This is a genomic window from Planktothrix mougeotii LEGE 06226 (genome assembly GCF_015207485.1).
In the GTDB taxonomy this organism is placed as follows: Bacteria; Cyanobacteriota; Cyanobacteriia; order Cyanobacteriales; family Microcoleaceae; genus Planktothrix.
In genome coordinates this window covers 17,068-36,122 of the sequence record NZ_JADEWU010000059.1, presented here as the reverse complement: position 1 = coordinate 36,122, position 19,055 = coordinate 17,068, and the positions used below count along the sequence as shown (strand labels likewise).

The window sequence follows — 19,055 nt, the reverse complement described above, 5'->3', positions numbered from 1 at the left end:
CCCACCTTAGCGATCGCATCTTTCCCCAATACTTCCGCTTGTATTACAGATGGTGTGTGTGGCTTTGTTTTACCCACCTTAGCGATCGCATCTTTCCCCAATACTTCCGCTTGTATTACAGATGGTGTGTGTGGCTTTGTTTTACCCACCTTAGCGATCGCATCTTTCCCCAATACTTCCGCTTGTATTACAGATGGTGCGTGCGGCTTCGCCTTACGCACCCTACAGTCTGTGGTTCTATGGATATAAACCCCGATCCATTAAGGCTTGGGCGACACGACCCACGCCTAAAGTATAAGCTGCTAATCGCATGGAAACGCCCCGGAGTTTTGCTCGTTCACTAACACGAGAATAAGCTTGTACCATCAGGTTTTCCATTTCGTGGTTCACCCGTTCTTCATCCCAAAAAACAAAGGATTGACCTTGCACCCATTCTAAATAACTGACAACCACACCTCCAGCGTTGGCTAAAATATCGGGTAAAACGATAATTCCTCGCGCTTCTAACATTTGATCCGCTAATAATGTAATCGGTGCATTAGCAGCTTCAGCGATCATTTTCGCTTGAATTTGATCGGCATTTTCTTCGGTAATTTGATCTTCCATAGCCGCCGGAACTAAAACATCACAAGCTAATGTTAATAATTCGGCATTGCTAATCGGTTCACTATCAGGAAATCCCGCTATACTATGATTGTTGTGGGCAGCGTAGGCTTGCAGGGCTGGAATATCTAAGCCATTTTCCGAATAGATCCCGCCAGATACATTGGAAACTGCTAAGACCGTCGCGCCTGCTTCATAAAACAGTTGAGCCGCCGCCGCACCTACTTTTCCGAAGCCTTGAATTACAATTGCTACACCTTCAAGGGTTTTGCCCATTTCGGCTAAGGCTTCCCGCACGGAAATCATCACACCCCGTCCGGTTGCCATATCTCGTCCTTTTGAACCTCCCACAGATAACGGTTTCCCGGTCACAACCCCTAGCACCGCTCGCCCCATATTCATTGAATAAGTATCCATGATCCAGGCCATTTCACGGGAAGAGGTTCCCACGTCGGGGGCTGGAATATCGGTTTCTGGCCCAATATCTTTGATCAGTTCACTGGCATAACGACGGGTGATCCGTTCTAATTCATTTAAACTATATTGATGGGGATCAAAGCCAATGCCACCTTTAGCACCCCCGTAGGGAATGCCTAATAAGGCACATTTCCAGGTCATTAACATGGCTAAGGCGGAAAGTTCCCCCAAGTTCACGGAGGGATGATAGCGTAAACCACCTTTATAGGGGCCAAGGACATCACAGTGTTGAACTCGATGTCCCGCTAACACCTCAACTTTACCGTTATCGAGTTTGACGGGAATGGAAACAGTGACGACTTTGCGGGGTTGTTGTAAGACCACCAGGATATTGTCATCGAGATTTAATTCAACCGCCGCTTGTCCCAAATAGCTACAAGTCCGATCATAGGGGCAAATATAAGCCGGAGTCGGTGCCGGATTCATTCTGACAGGAGAGGATACCATCGTGCAGACCTCCATCAGTAATCGCTGAATTTGTCTTCTATCTGTAGCCTAACCTGTGATCCCGAAGAAAAGGTTAAATTTGTAATAATTGTTACAGAATTTTACGTTTATGAGTGATATGGGAGGGAATGGGGAATTACGAATTACGAATTACGAATTACAAACAGGGAATAGCTGATGACGGTTGCCTGATGACTGGTACAGACGCGCCTTGGCACGTCTCTACTGATAACTGATGACTGATAACTGATGACTGTTAACTGATGACTGTTAACTGATGACTGTTAAGGGTTGCACCCAGGAAACCCATTGATCTCGTCCTTGTTTTTTGGCACTGTAGAGAGCTTGATCGGCTTCGGTGATTAAGTCTTGGGGAAGTTGATGGCAGTGGGGAATTTGACTGGCGATGCCTAAACTGATAGTAACAATAGATTTCCCGTTAGGAGTATTGGCATGGGGAATCATTAAGTTTCTAACTGTAGATTGAATTTTGTCGGCGACACGATTGGCTTGTTCAGGATTCGTATTCGGTAAAATAATCGCAAATTCCTCTCCACCATACCGAGCTAAAAGATCCGTTGAGCGGAGGATTTTTTGAATAGATCGAGCAATATTAATTAAGCATTGATCTCCGATAGGATGCCCATAGAAATCGTTAAAAAGTTTAAAATAATCAACATCAAATAAAATCAACGTTAAATAGTGATGCTTTTCTTGAGCAGCTTTCCAATTCCGATGAAAAATGATATCAAAATAACGACGATTAGCAATCCCAGTTAATCCATCTCTACGAGCCAGTTTTTCTAATTTTAAATTGGCGGTTTTCAGATCTTGCAAGGTTTGGCTTAATTTCTCGGCTTGGGAACGAGTTTGGGCTAATAAATCCGAGTGGCTAAGGGCAATACTAAACTGGGCTGCTAATTGTTCTACAAATTTGAGTTCATTGTTTGTCCATTCACGGCGACGATCGCATTGATGAATACACAGTAACCCCCAAAGGGTTTTACCATTCATTAAGGGGGCGACAATTTGAGCTTTAATTTGAAATTGTTCTAATAATTGAAGATGGCAATCTTTTAAGTTCGCTTCATAAATATTATTTAAAACTTGCATTCGACCTTGGTGATAATCCATCGCATATTTTTCTCCAAAACATCGATCATAAATTGGATGGGCTAATGCAGAATCATAGATCGGTAAAACGCTTTCAGAAACAAATTGACCTAAGCAATAACTGGATTCTGGATCAAAGCGGAAGACTCCCACCCGGTCAGCATTCAGGGCTTTGAGAACTTCTCTAGCAGTGGTTTTAAATAAAATATCTAAATCTAAAGATTCCCGAATGGTGGAAATGACGCTTAATAAAATTTGTTGTTGTTCACTGGTTTTTTCTAAATCTTTGGCTTTTTGTTGCGTCTGAGCTAATAATTCAGCTTGCTGAACTGCAAATCCTAAGTGAGTCGCAACTTGAGCTAAAAATTCCACTTCTGAATCGTGCCATTCACGAGGTTTAGAATGTTGATAAGCTGCCAAAACTCCCCAGAGTTTGTGTTGTGTAAAAATCGGAGCCGTTGCATAAGCTCGAATTCCAAACTGAAGTAAAACATCAACATGACATTGAGATAATCCAGCTTCAAGGACATCAGAAACCACTAAAGTTTGATTTTCCCGATATCGCCCCCCCTGGTTCTCCTGAAGATAACTATCAATCCAAACGGTATTTTTGCCTAACTTTTCTTCATCAATCCAACCGGGTTCAGCAAATTCAAAGTCACTGACAAATTCTCCACCCCAATCTTCATGGAAACGATAAACGGCAACTCGTTCTGCTCCTAAGAGTTTACAGGTTTCTTTGGTTGTAGTGCGAAAAACATAATCGATATCTAAAGACGCTCGAATTTTACTAATCACTCGATAAAGAGCATTCTGCTGTTGCTTCATCTGCTCATTCTTAATGGTTTCTAGTTGGAGTTTAGCTTCTAACTCATCCAGACTTGCTAATCCCAATAACTGATAACTCCAATTCAGGAAGGGACGCAGGATTGTCGCCAAGCCAAATAATTTTTTTTTATACAACATTAGCAAAGCATTCTGTTCAAGAATTTTGATTCTTTTAAGTATTCAATATACCGCAGAAGCTTACACCCTATCTGATGATTTTTTGATCACATTTCCATTGCAAAACTCAAGGAATTCTATTGAGAGTATACAGACCGGGGAAAGTTTAGTCCTTATGGGATCGGTTGTCCTGAAGTCAAAAAAACCAAACCCGCATCCTGTCTAGGATTTCAAGCTTGATCTAATATCAACAATCCTCTAAAAAGGGCGTTCGATGTTAGTTCTCAAATCCATTTCAGCGCGGGTTATGCACAGGAACTAGGACTCTGTGAATCAGGGTTTATTTCCCCTAAACTCTCTTTAGAGTGTAAGTTCCAATGGACAAACACAATGACTGTCTTTTAACCATTGTTCTCCGACTTGCTTTAAAGCGACTAAAACCGGTTGAAGTTCTAATCCCTTCTCCGTCAGAGAATACTCTACACGCGGGGGAATTTCAGCATAAACGGTGCGGTGGATTAACCCATGTTTTTCCAACTCCCGCAACCGAACTGTTAGGGTTTTGGTACTAATACCGGGTAACGCCTCTAACAGTTCATGGGTGCGTTGGTTTCCGCGAAATAACTCCCGCAGGATAGAGATTGACCATTTTGTTCCGATTAATTCCAGAATAAACTCAATCGGACACATCATGTCTAGGCATTGGTTACTGTCCCATACCTCGGTAGTCTTGTAACATTCCTTAACTTTCATTCGCGCCTCCTAAAAAAACTTAATGTTTTTTAAAATATCTCTCAGAAGCCGATCTGTCGCCATTCTTTCCATTAGGTAACTAAGACTATTTTACCAAGAGGGATGTCGATTTCCAACAGACGCAATAAGATAAAAGTAGGATTAATTAAACGTCGAGTATTCACTCAGCCACCTAAACTCAATCCAATTCAAACTAAATTGAACTCGACGCTTAAACATTAGGGATCAACCATTTACGATTTTAGAGAAAACACTAAATCTGTCTGAAGGTAGATAGAAATAGCCTTTTCTCTCAACAGACTTATTTTGCAATAAAAGTACATAATCACTATCTAAGGATTAGGTAGTTAGTTTGATTTGGAGTTATTTAAACCATGTTAAAAACCTTACCCTTTAAACCCTTATCTCAATATAAAGAACAAGCCTTAATTCTCTGGTTTGATCAAGTCGGAATTGAGGATGTTGGTTTAGTTGGCGGAAAAAATGCCTCCCTAGGAGAGATGATTCAACAGTTACAACCTAAAGGAATTAACGTTCCTCAAGGGTTTGCTATTACTGCTTATGCTTATTGGTATTTCATTACCTATGCCAATTTAGAACAACAACTCAAACAATTATTTGCGGGTTTAGATGTAGAAGATATTAAAAATCTTCGTCTTCGCGGTCAACAAGCGCGATCGCTAATTTTAAATACTCTATTTCCACCCAAATTAGAAGGCGAAATTGTAGCCGCTTATCAAAAACTTTGCGATCGCTATGGTCAAAATACCGATGTCGCCGTGCGTTCCTCCGCCACGGCTGAAGACTTACCCGATGCCAGTTTTGCAGGTCAACAAGAAACCTACTTAAATATTAAAGGAGCCAAAGCCGTCTTAGATGCAACTCGCTATTGTTTTGCCTCTATTTTTACCGATCGCGCCATTTCCTATCGTACCTTAAAAGGGTTTGATCACTTTAATATTGCCCTCTCCGTTGGTATTCAAAAAATGGTACGTTCCGACTTGGCGACATCGGGGGTAATGTTCTCCATTGATACCGAAACTGGATTTAAAAATGCTGCCTTAATTACAGCAGCTTACGGGTTAGGAGAAAACGTCGTTCAAGGTGCAGTAAACCCCGATGAATATCTGGTGTTTAAACCCACATTACGGGAAGGATTTAAACCGATTTTAGAAAAACGCTTAGGCACAAAAGCGGTTAAAATGGTGTATGAACTGGGACAAAAAACGAAAAATGTAGAAGTCCCGATTTCTGAACAGAAAAAATTTGCTCTTTCTGACGAAGAAATTCTAAAATTAGCCCAATGGACAGTGATGATAGAAGATCACTATTCCCAAGTCCGACAATGCTATTCACCGATGGATATTGAATGGGCAAAAGATGGCTTAAATGGAGAGTTATTTATTGTCCAAGCTCGTCCAGAAACGGTACAATCTCAAAAAACCGGACGGGTTTTACAACATTATAAATTACAAGGCAAAGGTCGAGTATTATTTACAGGTCGGGCTGTAGGCGATAAAATTGGGCAAGGAAAAGCTCGTGTCATGACCAGTGTTAAAAATATGGATCAGTTTCAAGCGAGAGATGTATTAGTCACCCATAAAACTGACCCCGACTGGGAACCCATTATGAAGAAAGCCAGTGCTATTATTACCAACTCTGGAGGCAGAACTTGTCATGCGGCGATTATTGCACGGGAGTTAGGAATTCCCGCTATTGTGGGTTGTGTCAATGCAACGGAAGTGTTAAATACGGGAGATAAAATTACGGTTTCCTGCGCCGAAGGAGAAGCCGGAAAAGTTTATCAAGGGTTAGTTCCTTTTATTATTGAAGAAACCGTATTAGACCATCTTCCCAAAACCCAAACTAAAATGATGATGAATGTGGGAAACCCGGAAGAAGCGTTTAAATTGTCTGCTATTCCCAATGATGGTGTTGGGTTAGCTCGTTTAGAATTTATTATTGCGAATCACATCCAAACCCACCCCTTAGCATTAATTCATTTTAATCAATTAGAAGATGAAGCCGTTAAACAACAAATTGCTCAATTAACGGAACATTATGATCATAAACCGGATTTCTTTGTTGATAAACTCGCTCATGGAATGAGTATGATTGCGGCGGCTTTTTATCCGAATCCTGTGATCGTGCGGATGAGTGATTTCAAGAGTAATGAATATGGGAATTTGTTGGGGGGTCAACAATTTGAACCGCAGGAAGAAAACCCGATGATTGGTTGGCGGGGTGCGTCCCGATATTATGATCCGAAATATCGAGAAGCATTTGCGTTAGAATGTGAAGCTTTAAAACGGGTGAGAACTGAAATGGGATTAGCTAATGTGATCCCGATGATTCCCTTTTGTCGGACACCAGAAGAAGGACAAAAAGTGTTAGCGGAAATGGCAAAACACGGGTTAGTTCGCGGAGAAAACGGCTTACAAGTCTATGTGATGTGTGAATTACCGAGTAATGTTTTAATGGCGGACGAGTTTTGTCAAGTGTTTGATGGCTTCTCTATTGGGTCAAATGATTTAACCCAATTAATGTTAGGATTAGATCGGGATTCTGCGTTAGTCGCTCCTATTTTTGATGAACGAGATGAAGCCGTAAAACGCATGATTGAAATGGCGATCGCAACGGTTAAAGCCTACAATCGTAAGATTGGAATTTGTGGTCAAGCTCCCAGTGATTATCCTGAATTTGCACGTTTCTTAGTGGAATTAGGAATAGATTCCATCAGTTTAAATCCTGATTCGGTGTTGAGGACAACTTTGGATATTGCTGAGATGGAAGCATCCCGCTAGGGACTTAAAAGATTGAAAAGTGGTGTAAGTTAACGACTGCTTTAGCGAATTCATCCTAAAGCAGTTTTTCTCAGGGTTTGTCATTACCTCCCAGAAACCGGGTTTTTCTACAAAGATTAAGGTAAAAAAACCCAATTCACTCAAAAACCCGGTTTCTATTTTTTTAGTTAAATTATAGAAAGGATCAATCCTTAATCTTAAATTTGTATTAAATATCAACAGCGTCAACCCTTGTAACTCAGAACCCTTTATGGAAACTCAACCTCTTCATTGTGTGTTAATTTGTCAACATCAGTCTTGTCAGCGACAGGGTTCGGTTGCAGTTCTGGAGGCTTTTGAAAATTATAAGATTGAGGGAGTAATAATAGAAGCCAGTGGTTGTCAAGGTCAATGTAATATTGGCCCGACGGTGCGAGTCACTCCCGATGAAATTTGGTATTATCGCGTTAAACCGGAAGAAGTTCCCCTGATTGTTGAACAACACCTCAAACACGGTGAACCCGTCCAAGATAAACTTAACCCCCGCATTCATCCCCGCTATCAATATTCTTAACTCGTTGTTGCGATTTATTAATCATAAAAAATCGACACAAATCCCAGTGTAGGGGTGAGGTAACCTCGCCCCGAAGATTAATTGGATTTTAATATTAATCTACTGTTCTAATCGTAAATTTTAATAGAATATCACTCATCTATAGTATCTGTTTGGATAGAAGATTGAGGAATTAAATAAATTAAACCTGAAATTAAAGTTAATCCCACAGAAACCCAGAATAAAATTAAAGTGGGAAGTTTCCAACTGTCCGGTAAGGGTGCAATGAGAAAAGCGATCGCTAAAATTTGACTGACTGTTTTTAATTTACCCCAAATATTTGCCCCAGAAATTTGAGTTTGATTCACCCGCCATCCAGCAATTGTCAGTTCCCGTGCTAACATTAAAAAGACTCCCCAAGCTGGGATTTTTCCTAATTCAATAAAGGCTAATAAAGGCGCAAAAACCAATAATTTATCTACCAAAGGGTCAAGAAATTTTCCTAAATCTGTCACTTGATTCAGTTTTCGAGCCAAATATCCATCTAACCAATCTGTACTCGCAACAATCAAAAAAATTCCCAAACAAATCCAACGGTTTGTAACGGTTGGATCATGTAAACCATATAATAGAAAGGGGACTCCCAATAAACGGGAAAAAGTAATCCAAGTCGGTAAATTCATAAATCAGTTATTAGTTATCAGTTGTAGGGGCGGGGTTACCCCGCCCGTACTCAGTTATCAGTTATCAGTAAAAAAGTTTAAAGTTGATTGACTCTTAACTTCTAGCTCTTACACTGATCTGTAATTAATGATAACTGATAATTGATTGAGGTTCTTCCCAAGTTTGATGAGAATTTTGGCTTAACTGGCTTAAATATTGCCGAGTAATATCAGCGCGATCTAAACTTACAAAATAATGGTGATCCACATCTTGATAAAATAATGCTCCTTCCAGGAGTCCTTGATAATCGGGGTTAGTTTGAGATTCCAGAGTTAACCAAACCGCCTCAGTGCTTGAAGGAATTAAACCTGGGGGTAATGTTCCATTTAAAATTGCTACAATCCGATCTTGACAGGAACGAGTATTGATTCCTCGATTTTCTAAGAGTTGATTGACTTCTGACAAAGATAACGGTTGTTCTTGAAATACTCGTAAAAGTTCAGCTAAAATAAAATAATCACTGTATTGATGTCGGGATACATCCAAAACTTTAAAATAAAGGGGTAAAACCGCTAAACCCCAAGCTAATCGACTACAATGGGAATAATTATTATCAGAATTCTCTGGGTTTCGGGGGCTATCTTGAGTAATCAACGCATTCGGTAATTTTTGGCGTAACCAACGGCTAAAGGTCGGCCAAGTGCTATTTCCCCCCGTACAAATTGCTTGATTAATGCCAACAGGAGAGATCCCTTTTTGACTAAACAGATGATTGAGTTCTCGATTTAACTGTTGTACAAAAGGAATCAAAATCTTTTGTTCTAAATCCTGTTGAGAAACCTCCCAAGAATAGTTATTTAATTTCAAGATATAATGATCGGTTTGCTGAAGTTTAAATTTGAGAAGTTCAGCAATTTCTAATAATTTTAATCCCGCCTCAGAACTCTGTAAAATCTGTTGTAAACGATAACGTTTGGTTAAATCAGGATGTCCGGGTTGGGGGGAAACAAAATCAGGAATATCAAAAGTTTGGAAGGGTGAACCTTCTGGATGCAGCAAAAGTTGAGTGATAATATCCTGATTAAACGCATCTCCACCATAGGCGACCTGATGACAAACGACCTGGGAAGCCGAAAACTCCCTTAAATCTTGAGGTAGGGTTGCTACCGCCATTTCAGTAGTTGTAGCTCCAATATTCAGCATTAAAATTGTGCTGTTTGGATCAGGAGAATTGAGATGAAATTGATATAATAAAGTGGCGATCGCATCTTCAATAATAAAAATTTGTTCAGGACGTTTTACCAGTCCTGCGGCTAATGCTGCTTCTCGAAGATTAAACCGATAAGCTTCGGTTGCGCCAACTGGACACCCTAAAATTATCCCCCCTAAAGCCATTAAAGCTTGTTGAAATTCCTCGCCATCAAGTCCCACAGCACCAAGGCGATAAATATTGGGTAAGGCGATACTGGGACAATTTACCCGGTTTCGTTCTATTAATCGCGGAGTTCCCCGACCCTGCAAAACCCGACTAGGATTTAATGTAGACAATAATGCTGTCCACGCTTCTTGAAATCCTCCCAAAAAAATAGACTGTTGTTGTGACCATTGAATCATGGGAAAGGCCGTTAACCTAGAGGAATCATCACCTCGGTAATAGGGAATTGCCAAATTTAATAAGGGTTTAAAATGTTGCAAGTGGCTAGGTGTCGCTTCCTCCTGGGAATTAACATAATAGACTTGACACGGAAGCCGAAACGTGAAAGGAAGATCCTCAACTTCCGAGAGTTCCGTGTGTTCTGCTTGCCAATAAATGGGATAAACTTTACGGGTGTCCCGATGAAACAAGGCGGCAGATAATCCCGTTGTTCCTAAATCAATCCCTAAATACCATTGAGTCTGTTGTCTCAACAATTCTAAAGCAGAAATATCCGTCTCAATACCTGAATCCTGAACCATCATCATTAATCATTAATCAGTTATCAGTTATCAGTTATCAGTTATCAGTTATCAGTTATCAGTTATTAGTTATCAGTTATTAGTGAATTAACTCTTAACTTTTAAAGACAAGCCATAGCCCATCTCTACACTGATTACTGATAAAATTCTTGACTCAACGCTTCCAAACTGAGTGAATTGTCTTCTTCTTGTTCATTCTCCAACCGGAGGGGAGTTTTCTCAGCTAGATTCAAACTATTAAAGACATCATCTAAGGTTAAATCCGAAAAACTTTGTAGAGATACCAAATTTTCGGCCTCTTCCGATGTAACATTCAAAGGTTTAACACTGAGAGAAGGAACTGATTGCACGGAACGGGGTTCCATGCCCATATCTCTAAATAAATCTTCAAAGGTAATGACTTCTTCAGGCGAGGATGATTTGGGGACTACTTCTAGGGTTGGTTTTTTATTAGTTATGGGTTGAGATTTAAGTTGAGGATTGAGTGGTTTTTCGGATAAATTTTGGGTCGAAAAACTGATTTCTGATTTTGATTCTACTTGCTCTAAATCAAACAAATCAGCTTCTAAAAATTCCAAAGTATTGCGACCAATTAATAACCGAGAATCAACTTGATCACTCGTTTCTTCTAAGGAGATTGGAAGCAAATTTTCATCCGGGGAAGCTTGAATATACTCATCCGTTTCCCAACTGGCGGTCTGCTTCTCAATATTAGGCGCAGGAGATTTTTTCACCGTTGGAATAGCTGTCAGCATTTCTTGAGTTCTGGCAGGCACCACACCTACATTAGCAGGGGATTCATCCTCAAAGGTAGGTTCTTCAAAAATATCGCTTAAATCTGCTAAGGTTTCCTCAAAGGGATTAGACACCGTTGGAATCGAGAACTCAGCAACAATAGCATCAGACTCCAAATCCTTAGATTCTTGGGAAACTTCTGGGTTCGATTCATTGAACAAATCCAAAGAATTCAGACTGAGAACAGGTTCATTTTGTATTGATTCTGTTGTTGTTTTTGAATCCTCTAATAATTCTTCTGTGTCTCTATTAAAATCTGATTCATTCCCCCCTGGCAGCCCTTCAGCATCCGTTGGTGTTTCCTCATCTAATAATAGAGTCTCTATATCTTCGGAAAAATCCTCCTCATCTTCATCAAATTCCTCAAGGATTTCTACATCTTCCCCAAATAAATCGATTTCCTCTGATTCGGTAATATTAACAATCAAGGATTCTTTCTCTGCTTCTAGGGAACCGACATCTTCCCCAAATAAATCGATTTCCTCTGATTCGGTAATATTAACAATCAAGGATTCTTTCTCTGCTTCTAGGGAAACAGCATCTTCCCCAAATAAATCGATTTCCTCTGGTTCGGTAATATTAACAATTAGGGATTCTTTCTCTTCAGCCCCGTTAAATAATGCTTCTAAGTCTAAATCAGCATCAGAACTTTCTGGCTCTAACACCGACTCATCCCAAGCCAAGGAAAAGCCGGGTTCCTCCGGTCTTAACTCCAACTCCTCTTCAATAGTCCGAGGAGATTGAACCTCAACGGGCGATAAAGGTTGAAGGGTGTCCGGTTGTTTCCCTTCTTCCTCTTGTGCTTGAGCCATCTCCTGAGTCGAGGTAAAACCCACATCAGGTTGTCTGGGAACTTCTGCCCCCGCATAGGGTAAAAATTCCTCAACCGTAAAAGATAACTCCTGAGCAGAGGAAACCGGAGGAGTTATCACAGACTGTACGATTTCCGGTTCTCTGTTCTTTGTTGCCTCTAATCCAATTACAGGGGATTCAGATTCCGTTAATTGTAACGAAGACTGTAAATAGGAAGACGTTTCTTGACCCACCTGTTGAGCCAGTTGGTTAACCAACGTTGTAAACATCACTTCCCCTTGTTTCCCCAAACTGTGCATCCGTTCCAAACTTTGAGACAGGGAATCAGAATAAGTTTGTAGATTCCGTTGTAACGCTTCAAAAATCACGCTCAGACTTGAATCTAACGTCATCAACAAATGATCCGATTGAGCTTGCAACTGTCGCATCTGTTCTAGGCGTTGGGCTGGCGTCAGACTAGAAACAGAAGTTTGTGACCCGTCCGAGGGGTTGGCGGGCAGGGCTGGAAGGGAATTAGATTCAGTCAATAAAACCGAATCTAAAAAGCGGTTTTCAATATGGTTAAGGGTTTCAGTAACATTATGAATCAAACTATCCTGTAATCGAGTCATGAACTCCTGCAAAAATTCACGACTGAGTTGTTGTTGATAGGATGGGGGCTGGATTTGTGCCAGAGTTTGGGCTTTTCGGGCTTCTAATTGTTGAATTTCTTGGACTAAACTCCGTTGTTGAGTGCGTAAGTGATCGACCTCTTCTTGAAGAGGTTGAGTGAGATGGGTACGCAGATAAATCATTTCCCGGCGGATGGCTTGCCATAGTGGTTCTCGCATTCCCGGTGATTCAGGTTGATGGGTCTCCATCGGCGACAGGAGAGCCCCCTCGTCTACCTGTTGCTGAAGAAAGACCAAATACTTTCGCACACGCTCTAGGACTTGACGGGAGCGTGTGACAGTTTCCCCAAAGACAACCCAAGGTAAACGTAAGTTGGGTTGGCTTAGAACCTCGTCAATTTCGGCGATGAGTGCCTGGATCTGATCCTTCTGAACGTTCAAGGCTGAACCCTCTCAATAATCATTGGTTGATGCGTTCTGTACGTTCCTAACTCCACAATCGCTTGATCTTCAGGATTCCCCAGATTAAAGCAATTGTTATCTACATAATATGTTAGGCTTCAGAAGCACTCAAGTAGCCAAGTTAAGATTTTGGGGTGGATTGGAACAGGGCGACCGAGGGGCAACATTGTTAAAAACTAAACCAGTTTAACTTTTTTGTGTCCTAATCGCTCTAAAATAGAAAGTTGCCTAATCATTTGTTATTCCTGTTGGAATCAACAGAGGCATAATCTTAGTTAATATGATAGGGGGAATTTTGGGAGGATTGACACTCTTGATCACTAATTCTCCTGACGGACAATCCACTAAAAACCCACTTTCTTGATTAGCTACTGAAGATTGCGAATTTATAAGTAGTATGACAGCCTCATGGAAGATCGGTATTTCTCCCGTGACAATCAATCTGATATCCACAAGATGATCCGCTCAACGCCTTTCTTTGAAGGCTTGCCGACTGATGCAGCTGATAAAGCAACATCTCATATTGTGGGTCGAAACCATCCAGCAAACCAAGTTATTTTGTTAGAAAATGACTGGGGGAGTTCCGTTTACTTTATTTTGGATGGTTGGGTCAAAATTCGTACCTATAATTTGGATGGTAAAGAAGTAACGCTAAATATTTTAGGTAAGGGTGAACTCTTCGGAGAAATGGCAGCCTTAGATGAAGTTCCCCGGTCTACGGATGTGATCACATTAGCTCCCACCTTAATTGGGAATATGCCGGCTCAGGATTTCGTGGAGTTAATTACAACGGAGCCTCGCGCCGGAATGCGACTGGCTCAGTTAATGGGGAGGCGTTTGCGTCAGGTGAATCGACGTCTACGATTGCGTGAATCCGATAGTACCTCACGGGTTGCTGATATTTTACTCTTTCTGGCCGAAGGTCAGGGAAAAAGCTCCAACGAAGGAACCCAAATTCCTAACCTTCCCCATCGAGAGTTAAGTGGTTTAAGTGGATTGGCACGAGAAACGGTAACTCGCGTTTTGAGTAAACTAGAAAAGAAAGGCTTAATTCATCGGGAACGAGATATTTTAAGTATTCCTGATGTCCACGCCCTAGAACGGATGCTGGTCTAATACAATTCTATTCCCGATTGCATGAGTGATTTTTCCCCATCGAGATCCCCGGCTTGCTCCTCTGAATCTGATCATCAGAGTGTTGCATCCGTTGATTGTGATCCCTTCTCTCCCTCAACTTCAAGTTCTGTGCCTTCGATATCTCCTTCCCATAAAGACGCGCTCATCCTAGTTGAAACTGCGTTTTTGGCGAGTGCGGCGAGTTTAATTTGGTTTGTTAATTATTATTTCCCGATGGGGCCAGTGCTGCGGTTATTTTTCTGTTTACCGATGGCACTGTTATATTTACGTTGGGGAAAACGAGCCTCTGTGATGGGGGCTGTAGCTTCATTTTTATTATTATCGGTATTGATGGGGCCGACTCGCAGTATTGTGTTTTTGATTCCCTATGGCTGGTTAGGGGTGGTCTTGGGAGGAATGTGGAAACGGGGTAAACCTTGGTGGATGTCTATTTCCATTGGGTCTGTGATTGTGGCGATTGGTTTTTTCTTTAAGTATTGGTTACTGTCAATTCTTCTGGGACGGGATCTGTGGGCCTATGGCACTGTCCAAATTGCTTCCCTAGCGGAATGGATTTTTATTAAGTTAGGGATTTTGGCTCAACCGAGTTTAATGTTAGTGCAAGCGATCGCTGTTTTGATGATTTTTATTAATAGTATTGTCTATTTATTTGTAGTTCATCTGGTATCTTTGCTGTTATTAGATCGCCTTAATAGCCCGATTCCTCGCCCTCCGAAATGGGTACAAGTTTTATTAGATTATGAATAAACTGTTGGAACATATTTAAACTTTAACCTTCGGTAACTTGACCATAAAGGTTGTTCCTTTCCCCTCTCCACTTTCAACCTCAAGGGTTCCTTGATGGGCTTCGGTAATACTCTTGGCTAAAAATAATCCTAATCCCCAGCCTGCTTGATCCTCAGCACTAATAGTTCGACGGAATTGTTGAAATAGGATTGATTGAGCCTCTAGGGAAATCGGCTTGCCTTGATTATGGATAGTCAGGTTAACCTGTGTTTCATTGTGCTGGAGTGTAAGGGTAATTGGCGTACTCGGATCACCATATTTCACTGCATTAATGGCTAAGTTTTCAATCACCCGCCGTATTTCTTTGCGACTGCAATAAATCCTGATATCAGCATCACAGACAACAACAAATCGCTCTCCATAAGCGAAGTTCAAATCCTCCACTACTTCCTGAAGGAGTACCTCTAAACTGCATTCTTCAAATTTCATTGTTAAGCTCTGTCCTGCCCGTAGCCGACTCGCATCCAGCAGATCTTGAATCATTAAATCTAGCCGATTGACTGCACCGAGCATCCTCGCAGCCACATCGATGTGGGTGTCTCCTCGCTCAAGCCGTCGCAGAGTCAATTGAGTTCCCAGTTTGACCACATTCAGCGGCCCTCTGAGGTCGTGAGTTAGCGTCACCATAAATAGCTCTTGAATATCTCGCAACGTTTCGGAGAATTGAGTCGCAGCGTCATTAACGGCTTGCTCAATAGAGCCGATAATAATGTCTCGCTCCTCTACTTCTAAAGGTGCTTCTTCTTCTAAAACTTGAAAGATGACTTGACGGAGGATGTGATACTCCAAAATGAGTTGACTCATAGAGTAGTCAGCATACCCTGCCCGTTCATGCCCATGTTGCTTGCAAATCCGAGTGCTTTCTACCTCGTCGGCTGTGATTTGGATAGATGTCCTGACGATTCTGTTTGAGAGTTTATCTACCAGTTGGTTTAAGTACAGAGGTAGGGAATTTTGCAAGACAAGAGAATTTTGATGGGTTGATGCACCGACTTCATCACGAACCCGCTTTTCCCACAGGTGCATAATTCTTTCAGCATTTTGTTTAAGACGCTCAGACACTTGGTTGGACATCGTTTTGGTTGTGGATGAGTGACTGTTGAGAGAACACACACTCTCTTCTTTTTATACGGTGTATTGTGGTAGTACAGCAATGGTTATCAGGAACGTACTTCACTCCCAATTCCTCTAATGATCATCTCAACTGATACCATACTGCATCGTTAAATAGCTTCTGCCAAAAGTGATTTTTTACCGAAAATTTGGGTTTAAAGCCCCGCCCTTTAGCGTAGCGGAGGGCGGCTTTAAAATATGTATTGCCAATTTAATATTTAGTCTGCTAGGATAGGTTTATCCGTTGGGCTAAAGCGTAAATGTTTGTTTTAGAATTTAAAGTTGAGGCTAAGACAAAACAATATCAAGCGATGTGATAGCTTACGAAGATTTAAGAGTTAAGAACTTAGTCAAGAATCATTGTCTAGCTAAATCGATAAATGATGCGGCATGGTATCAGTTTCGAGAATGGATAGAGTATTTTGGGGTTAAATTCGGCAAGATCACGATTGCTGTCCCACCGAACTATACAAGTCAACACTGTTCAAACTGTGGTGAAACTGTCCAAAAATCTCTATCAACTAGAACCCATCAATGCAAGTGTGGATGTGTTTTAGATCGCGATGAAAATGCCGCTATCAATATCCTTAAGAAAGGGTTAGGTACTGTAGGGCATACAGGAACTTTTGGGCTAGACCCAATAAACGCTTGGGGAGAGAATACCTCTACTTTCTCAGAAGTAATTCTGTCTAAGCAAGTAATCTCCTTGAACCCAGAATCCCCACGCCTTTAGGCTGGGGAGTGTCAACCTCCCACCCTATTTTTATGACCGTTCGCGTTTATACTGAGTTTGACCTAGGAAATCATTGGTTACACCGCTATCAAGGCTGTTCCCCTATATTTGCTTGTATATTGGGATTTACCGCCACCGCTTTAATTCCCGGTATTTCTGCCGCCGGAGCTACCCCAGAAACTCGACAATATACAGCCGTGGCGGATGCGGAATTTCTCTACAATGGCCCCCAACCCCATCCTCACTATCCCTTACCCCCCTTAAATGCAGGTGCTTCTCCGGTTTTAATCTCCCGTGCTGTTCTGGAAGCCTTGGAGTGTCCTTTATATGTGTTCAATGCAGGATTATCCGTTAATCCTTCGGTTCCCACCATTGACTTAGGCGGAGTTCCGGCCCAGTGTTTAACATCGGGTGCTGCGATGACCTTAGAAACGGTCAAACATCTGTTAGAGCAAGGATTAATCTGGGGAGAACGATTAGCAAAACAAGCTGAAAACAGTTATGTGATTTTATCGGAGTGTGTTGTGGGGGGAACCACAACCGCTTTAGCGATATTGCTAGGGTTGGGCTTTCCGGCTATGGGAAAAGTCAATAGTAGCCATCCCCAATGTAATCATCAGCAAAAATTAGCGATCGCTACAACGGGGTTAGAGCAAGGGGGATTTTGGCCCTTATCACAGACGGGATTTCAGGGTGTTGATCCCTTAAAGTTGGTAGCGGCGGTGGGTGATCCGATGCAAATTGTGGTGGCGGGAATGGCGATTTCTGCCAGTCGTCGGGTTGGGGTATTACTGGCGGGGGGAACCCAAATGTTAGCGGTATATGGTTTAGTGGAGGCGATCGCAAAGGCCTTAGACCTGGGATGGGAGCGATCGCAAATTGTGGTGGGAACAACTCGTTGGGTAGCGGAGGATGAAACGGGAGATACGGTTGGGTTAGCGGAAGCGGTGGGAAGGGTTCCCCTGTTAGCCACCCAACTCAATTTTTGGGGTTCCCGTTATCCTCAACTCCAAGCCTACGAACAAGGGTATGTCAAGGAAGGAGTCGGAGCCGGGGGGGCTGCTATTGCGGCTCATCTAGTCGGCTGGGATAATTCCCAATTGCTACAAGCTGTTGAGAGTATTTGCGATCGCATGATTTCTCTGTCTTAATGTCAAATTCAATAATTTTCTGCTATAATACCAATTGGCATAAAAAACGCGGACATGGCGGAATTGGTAGACGCGCTAGATTTAGGTTCTAGTACCGTAATGGTGTGAAGGTTCAAGTCCTTTTGTCCGCATTTATTGATTGGCTCGTAGGAAATGCTGATCGAAAAATTGGGTTTAAAACCCCCATTACGAACTTTAAACCGATTTTTTAGGTAACTTTTTGGTTAACTTCGTCCGGCTTTGTCGAAATATAATCCCGTTTTGTACGATTTGCAAAAATCGCCGTTGATCAAAAAACCCTTGAATTAACATTTCTATCTCGGTTTCTCCTAAGAAAGGAACATCTTCCTTGTTAATTGCAGGAATTGGGATAAACTGTTTCCAATCATTCATTAATGTGCCAATCCGAGATTGAATCCCATTAGACAGCACCAGCAACTCATTAAATGAAAAAAACTTAGGCAGGTGAACTTGATACTCTTGAAGTCGTAAACACGCCGCTCGTAGTGACCAGCTTTCCTCCCCTCCATGAAGACCCTGAAAGACCACTAATGGCAATCCATTAATAAAGATAACCAGATCTAGGCAATGTTGATAGTCGCCTTCAATCACAGGAAAGGAATAGATCACTAACCAATCGTTATTCAGCAGATTGGAGAAATCTAAAAGTTGCAACGTTATCGGTTTATTAGAAATAGTCAATAACGTGTTAATTCTAATCCCATGCAACAATTGTAGATGCCATTGACGGTTTTGTTGCATCAGGGGCATCGTGCGAGTCGCTCTGAGTTGATCAAGGATGGATTCAATCTGTTGAGGTGAAACCTGGGGATTGATTCGCTGCATGGTTTGATGAAAGCGCTCGCCCAGAATCCCATGACAATAACTTCGCAAAATTGCCTGATGTCGTCCTGAGATAATATCGGATTGTAGCAGAACAGTATAACCGAGGGCTTCAAACCAGGTCAGTGTGCGCTCTACACTAGGTTCAATAGCTTTAGACGAGTTTGGCCATGAAGCTAGAGCAGATCGAGTGCGATTGGCTGTGTTTTGAGACAATCGATTCATGAATACTAGAGAGGGCATAAGCCATCCAATCGGGTTTCCTTGCCTAACTAACCCTATTGGTATCATGTTGCGGTTTGGATCAGGATTGAGCTA

Annotated in this window: 14 protein-coding genes, 1 tRNA gene and 1 pseudogene; 8 read left to right on the top strand and 8 right to left on the bottom strand. The window is 41.8% G+C overall.

The features are described 5' to 3' along the window. Positions 1–249 (top strand): hypothetical protein (locus IQ236_RS20175; protein ID WP_193870944.1); only part of this gene is annotated, 249 nt, incomplete at its 5' end. Here IQ236_RS20175 and IQ236_RS20170 read toward each other — a convergent pair. From IQ236_RS20170 to IQ236_RS20160, 3 genes are all read right to left on the bottom strand, one after another. Beyond that, positions 238–1,527: a Glu/Leu/Phe/Val family dehydrogenase gene (locus IQ236_RS20170; protein WP_193870943.1), complete on the bottom strand. Its 1,290-nt coding sequence runs from the start codon at positions 1,525–1,527 to the stop codon at positions 238–240. The genes IQ236_RS20175 and IQ236_RS20170 overlap by 12 nt on opposite strands. Positions 1,528–1,797: 270 nt before the next feature. Then, positions 1,798–3,606, bottom strand: coding sequence for a sensor domain-containing diguanylate cyclase (locus IQ236_RS20165; RefSeq protein WP_228041766.1), 1,809 nt, complete (start codon positions 3,604–3,606; stop codon positions 1,798–1,800). Between the two features lie 339 nt (positions 3,607–3,945). Next, a complete protein-coding gene (locus IQ236_RS20160; RefSeq protein ID WP_190520380.1) occupies positions 3,946–4,338 on the bottom strand; it encodes a winged helix-turn-helix transcriptional regulator in 393 nt (130 codons plus the stop codon). A gap of 374 nt (positions 4,339–4,712) precedes the next feature. Here IQ236_RS20160 and ppsA point away from each other — a divergent pair, with 374 nt between their 5' ends. Continuing rightward, positions 4,713–7,142: a phosphoenolpyruvate synthase gene (ppsA, locus tag IQ236_RS20155; RefSeq protein WP_193870942.1), complete on the top strand. Its 2,430-nt coding sequence runs from the start codon at positions 4,713–4,715 to the stop codon at positions 7,140–7,142. Between the two features lie 250 nt (positions 7,143–7,392). Continuing rightward, complete coding sequence (locus IQ236_RS20150) at positions 7,393–7,695, top strand: (2Fe-2S) ferredoxin domain-containing protein (protein WP_193870941.1); 303 nt, start codon at positions 7,393–7,395, stop codon at positions 7,693–7,695. Positions 7,696–7,826: 131 nt separating this feature from the next. Here IQ236_RS20150 and pgsA read toward each other — a convergent pair whose 3' ends face one another. From pgsA to IQ236_RS20135, 3 genes are all read right to left on the bottom strand, one after another. Then, positions 7,827–8,357: a CDP-diacylglycerol--glycerol-3-phosphate 3-phosphatidyltransferase gene (gene pgsA / locus IQ236_RS20145; protein WP_193870940.1), complete on the bottom strand. Its 531-nt coding sequence runs from the start codon at positions 8,355–8,357 to the stop codon at positions 7,827–7,829. A gap of 124 nt (positions 8,358–8,481) precedes the next feature. Further along, a complete protein-coding gene (locus IQ236_RS20140) occupies positions 8,482–10,296 on the bottom strand; it encodes an acetate and sugar kinases/Hsc70/actin family protein (RefSeq protein ID WP_228041765.1) in 1,815 nt (604 codons plus the stop codon). Between the two features lie 131 nt (positions 10,297–10,427). Beyond that, entirely contained in the window at positions 10,428–12,953 is a 2,526-nt protein-coding gene (locus IQ236_RS20135; RefSeq protein ID WP_193870938.1) for a hypothetical protein, read from the bottom strand. A gap of 429 nt (positions 12,954–13,382) precedes the next feature. On the opposite strand from IQ236_RS20135, the gene IQ236_RS20130 reads away from it, so the two are divergent. After that, positions 13,383–14,090: a Crp/Fnr family transcriptional regulator gene (locus IQ236_RS20130; RefSeq protein WP_193870937.1), complete on the top strand. Its 708-nt coding sequence runs from the start codon at positions 13,383–13,385 to the stop codon at positions 14,088–14,090. Positions 14,091–14,111: 21 nt separating this feature from the next. Continuing rightward, entirely contained in the window at positions 14,112–14,858 is a 747-nt protein-coding gene (locus IQ236_RS20125) for a DUF2232 domain-containing protein (protein ID WP_193870936.1), read from the top strand. Positions 14,859–14,873: 15 nt separating this feature from the next. Here the strand turns inward: IQ236_RS20125 and IQ236_RS20120 are convergent, their stop codons facing one another. Then, on the bottom strand, positions 14,874–15,971 hold the full coding sequence (locus IQ236_RS20120) for a sensor histidine kinase (protein ID WP_193870935.1): 1,098 nt from the start codon (positions 15,969–15,971) through the stop codon (positions 14,874–14,876). A gap of 343 nt (positions 15,972–16,314) precedes the next feature. On the opposite strand from IQ236_RS20120, the pseudogene IQ236_RS20115 reads away from it, so the two are divergent. The 3 genes and pseudogenes from IQ236_RS20115 to IQ236_RS20105 all read left to right on the top strand — a co-directional run. Further along, positions 16,315–16,743 (top strand): annotated as a pseudogene (locus IQ236_RS20115) (RNA-guided endonuclease InsQ/TnpB family protein); the annotation flags it as partial. A gap of 32 nt (positions 16,744–16,775) precedes the next feature. Then, on the top strand, positions 16,776–17,894 hold the full coding sequence (cobT, locus tag IQ236_RS20110; protein WP_193870934.1) for a nicotinate mononucleotide-dependent phosphoribosyltransferase CobT: 1,119 nt from the start codon (positions 16,776–16,778) through the stop codon (positions 17,892–17,894). Between the two features lie 48 nt (positions 17,895–17,942). Beyond that, positions 17,943–18,025, top strand: a tRNA-Leu gene (locus tag IQ236_RS20105). A 64-nt stretch (positions 18,026–18,089) separates the two neighbouring features. Here IQ236_RS20105 and IQ236_RS20100 read toward each other — a convergent pair. Beyond that, the gene (locus tag IQ236_RS20100) at positions 18,090–18,980 is read right to left on the bottom strand and encodes a type I restriction endonuclease (RefSeq protein WP_228041764.1); all 891 of its coding nucleotides are present in this window, start codon (positions 18,978–18,980) and stop codon (positions 18,090–18,092) included. Between the last annotated feature and the right edge of the window lie 75 nt (positions 18,981–19,055).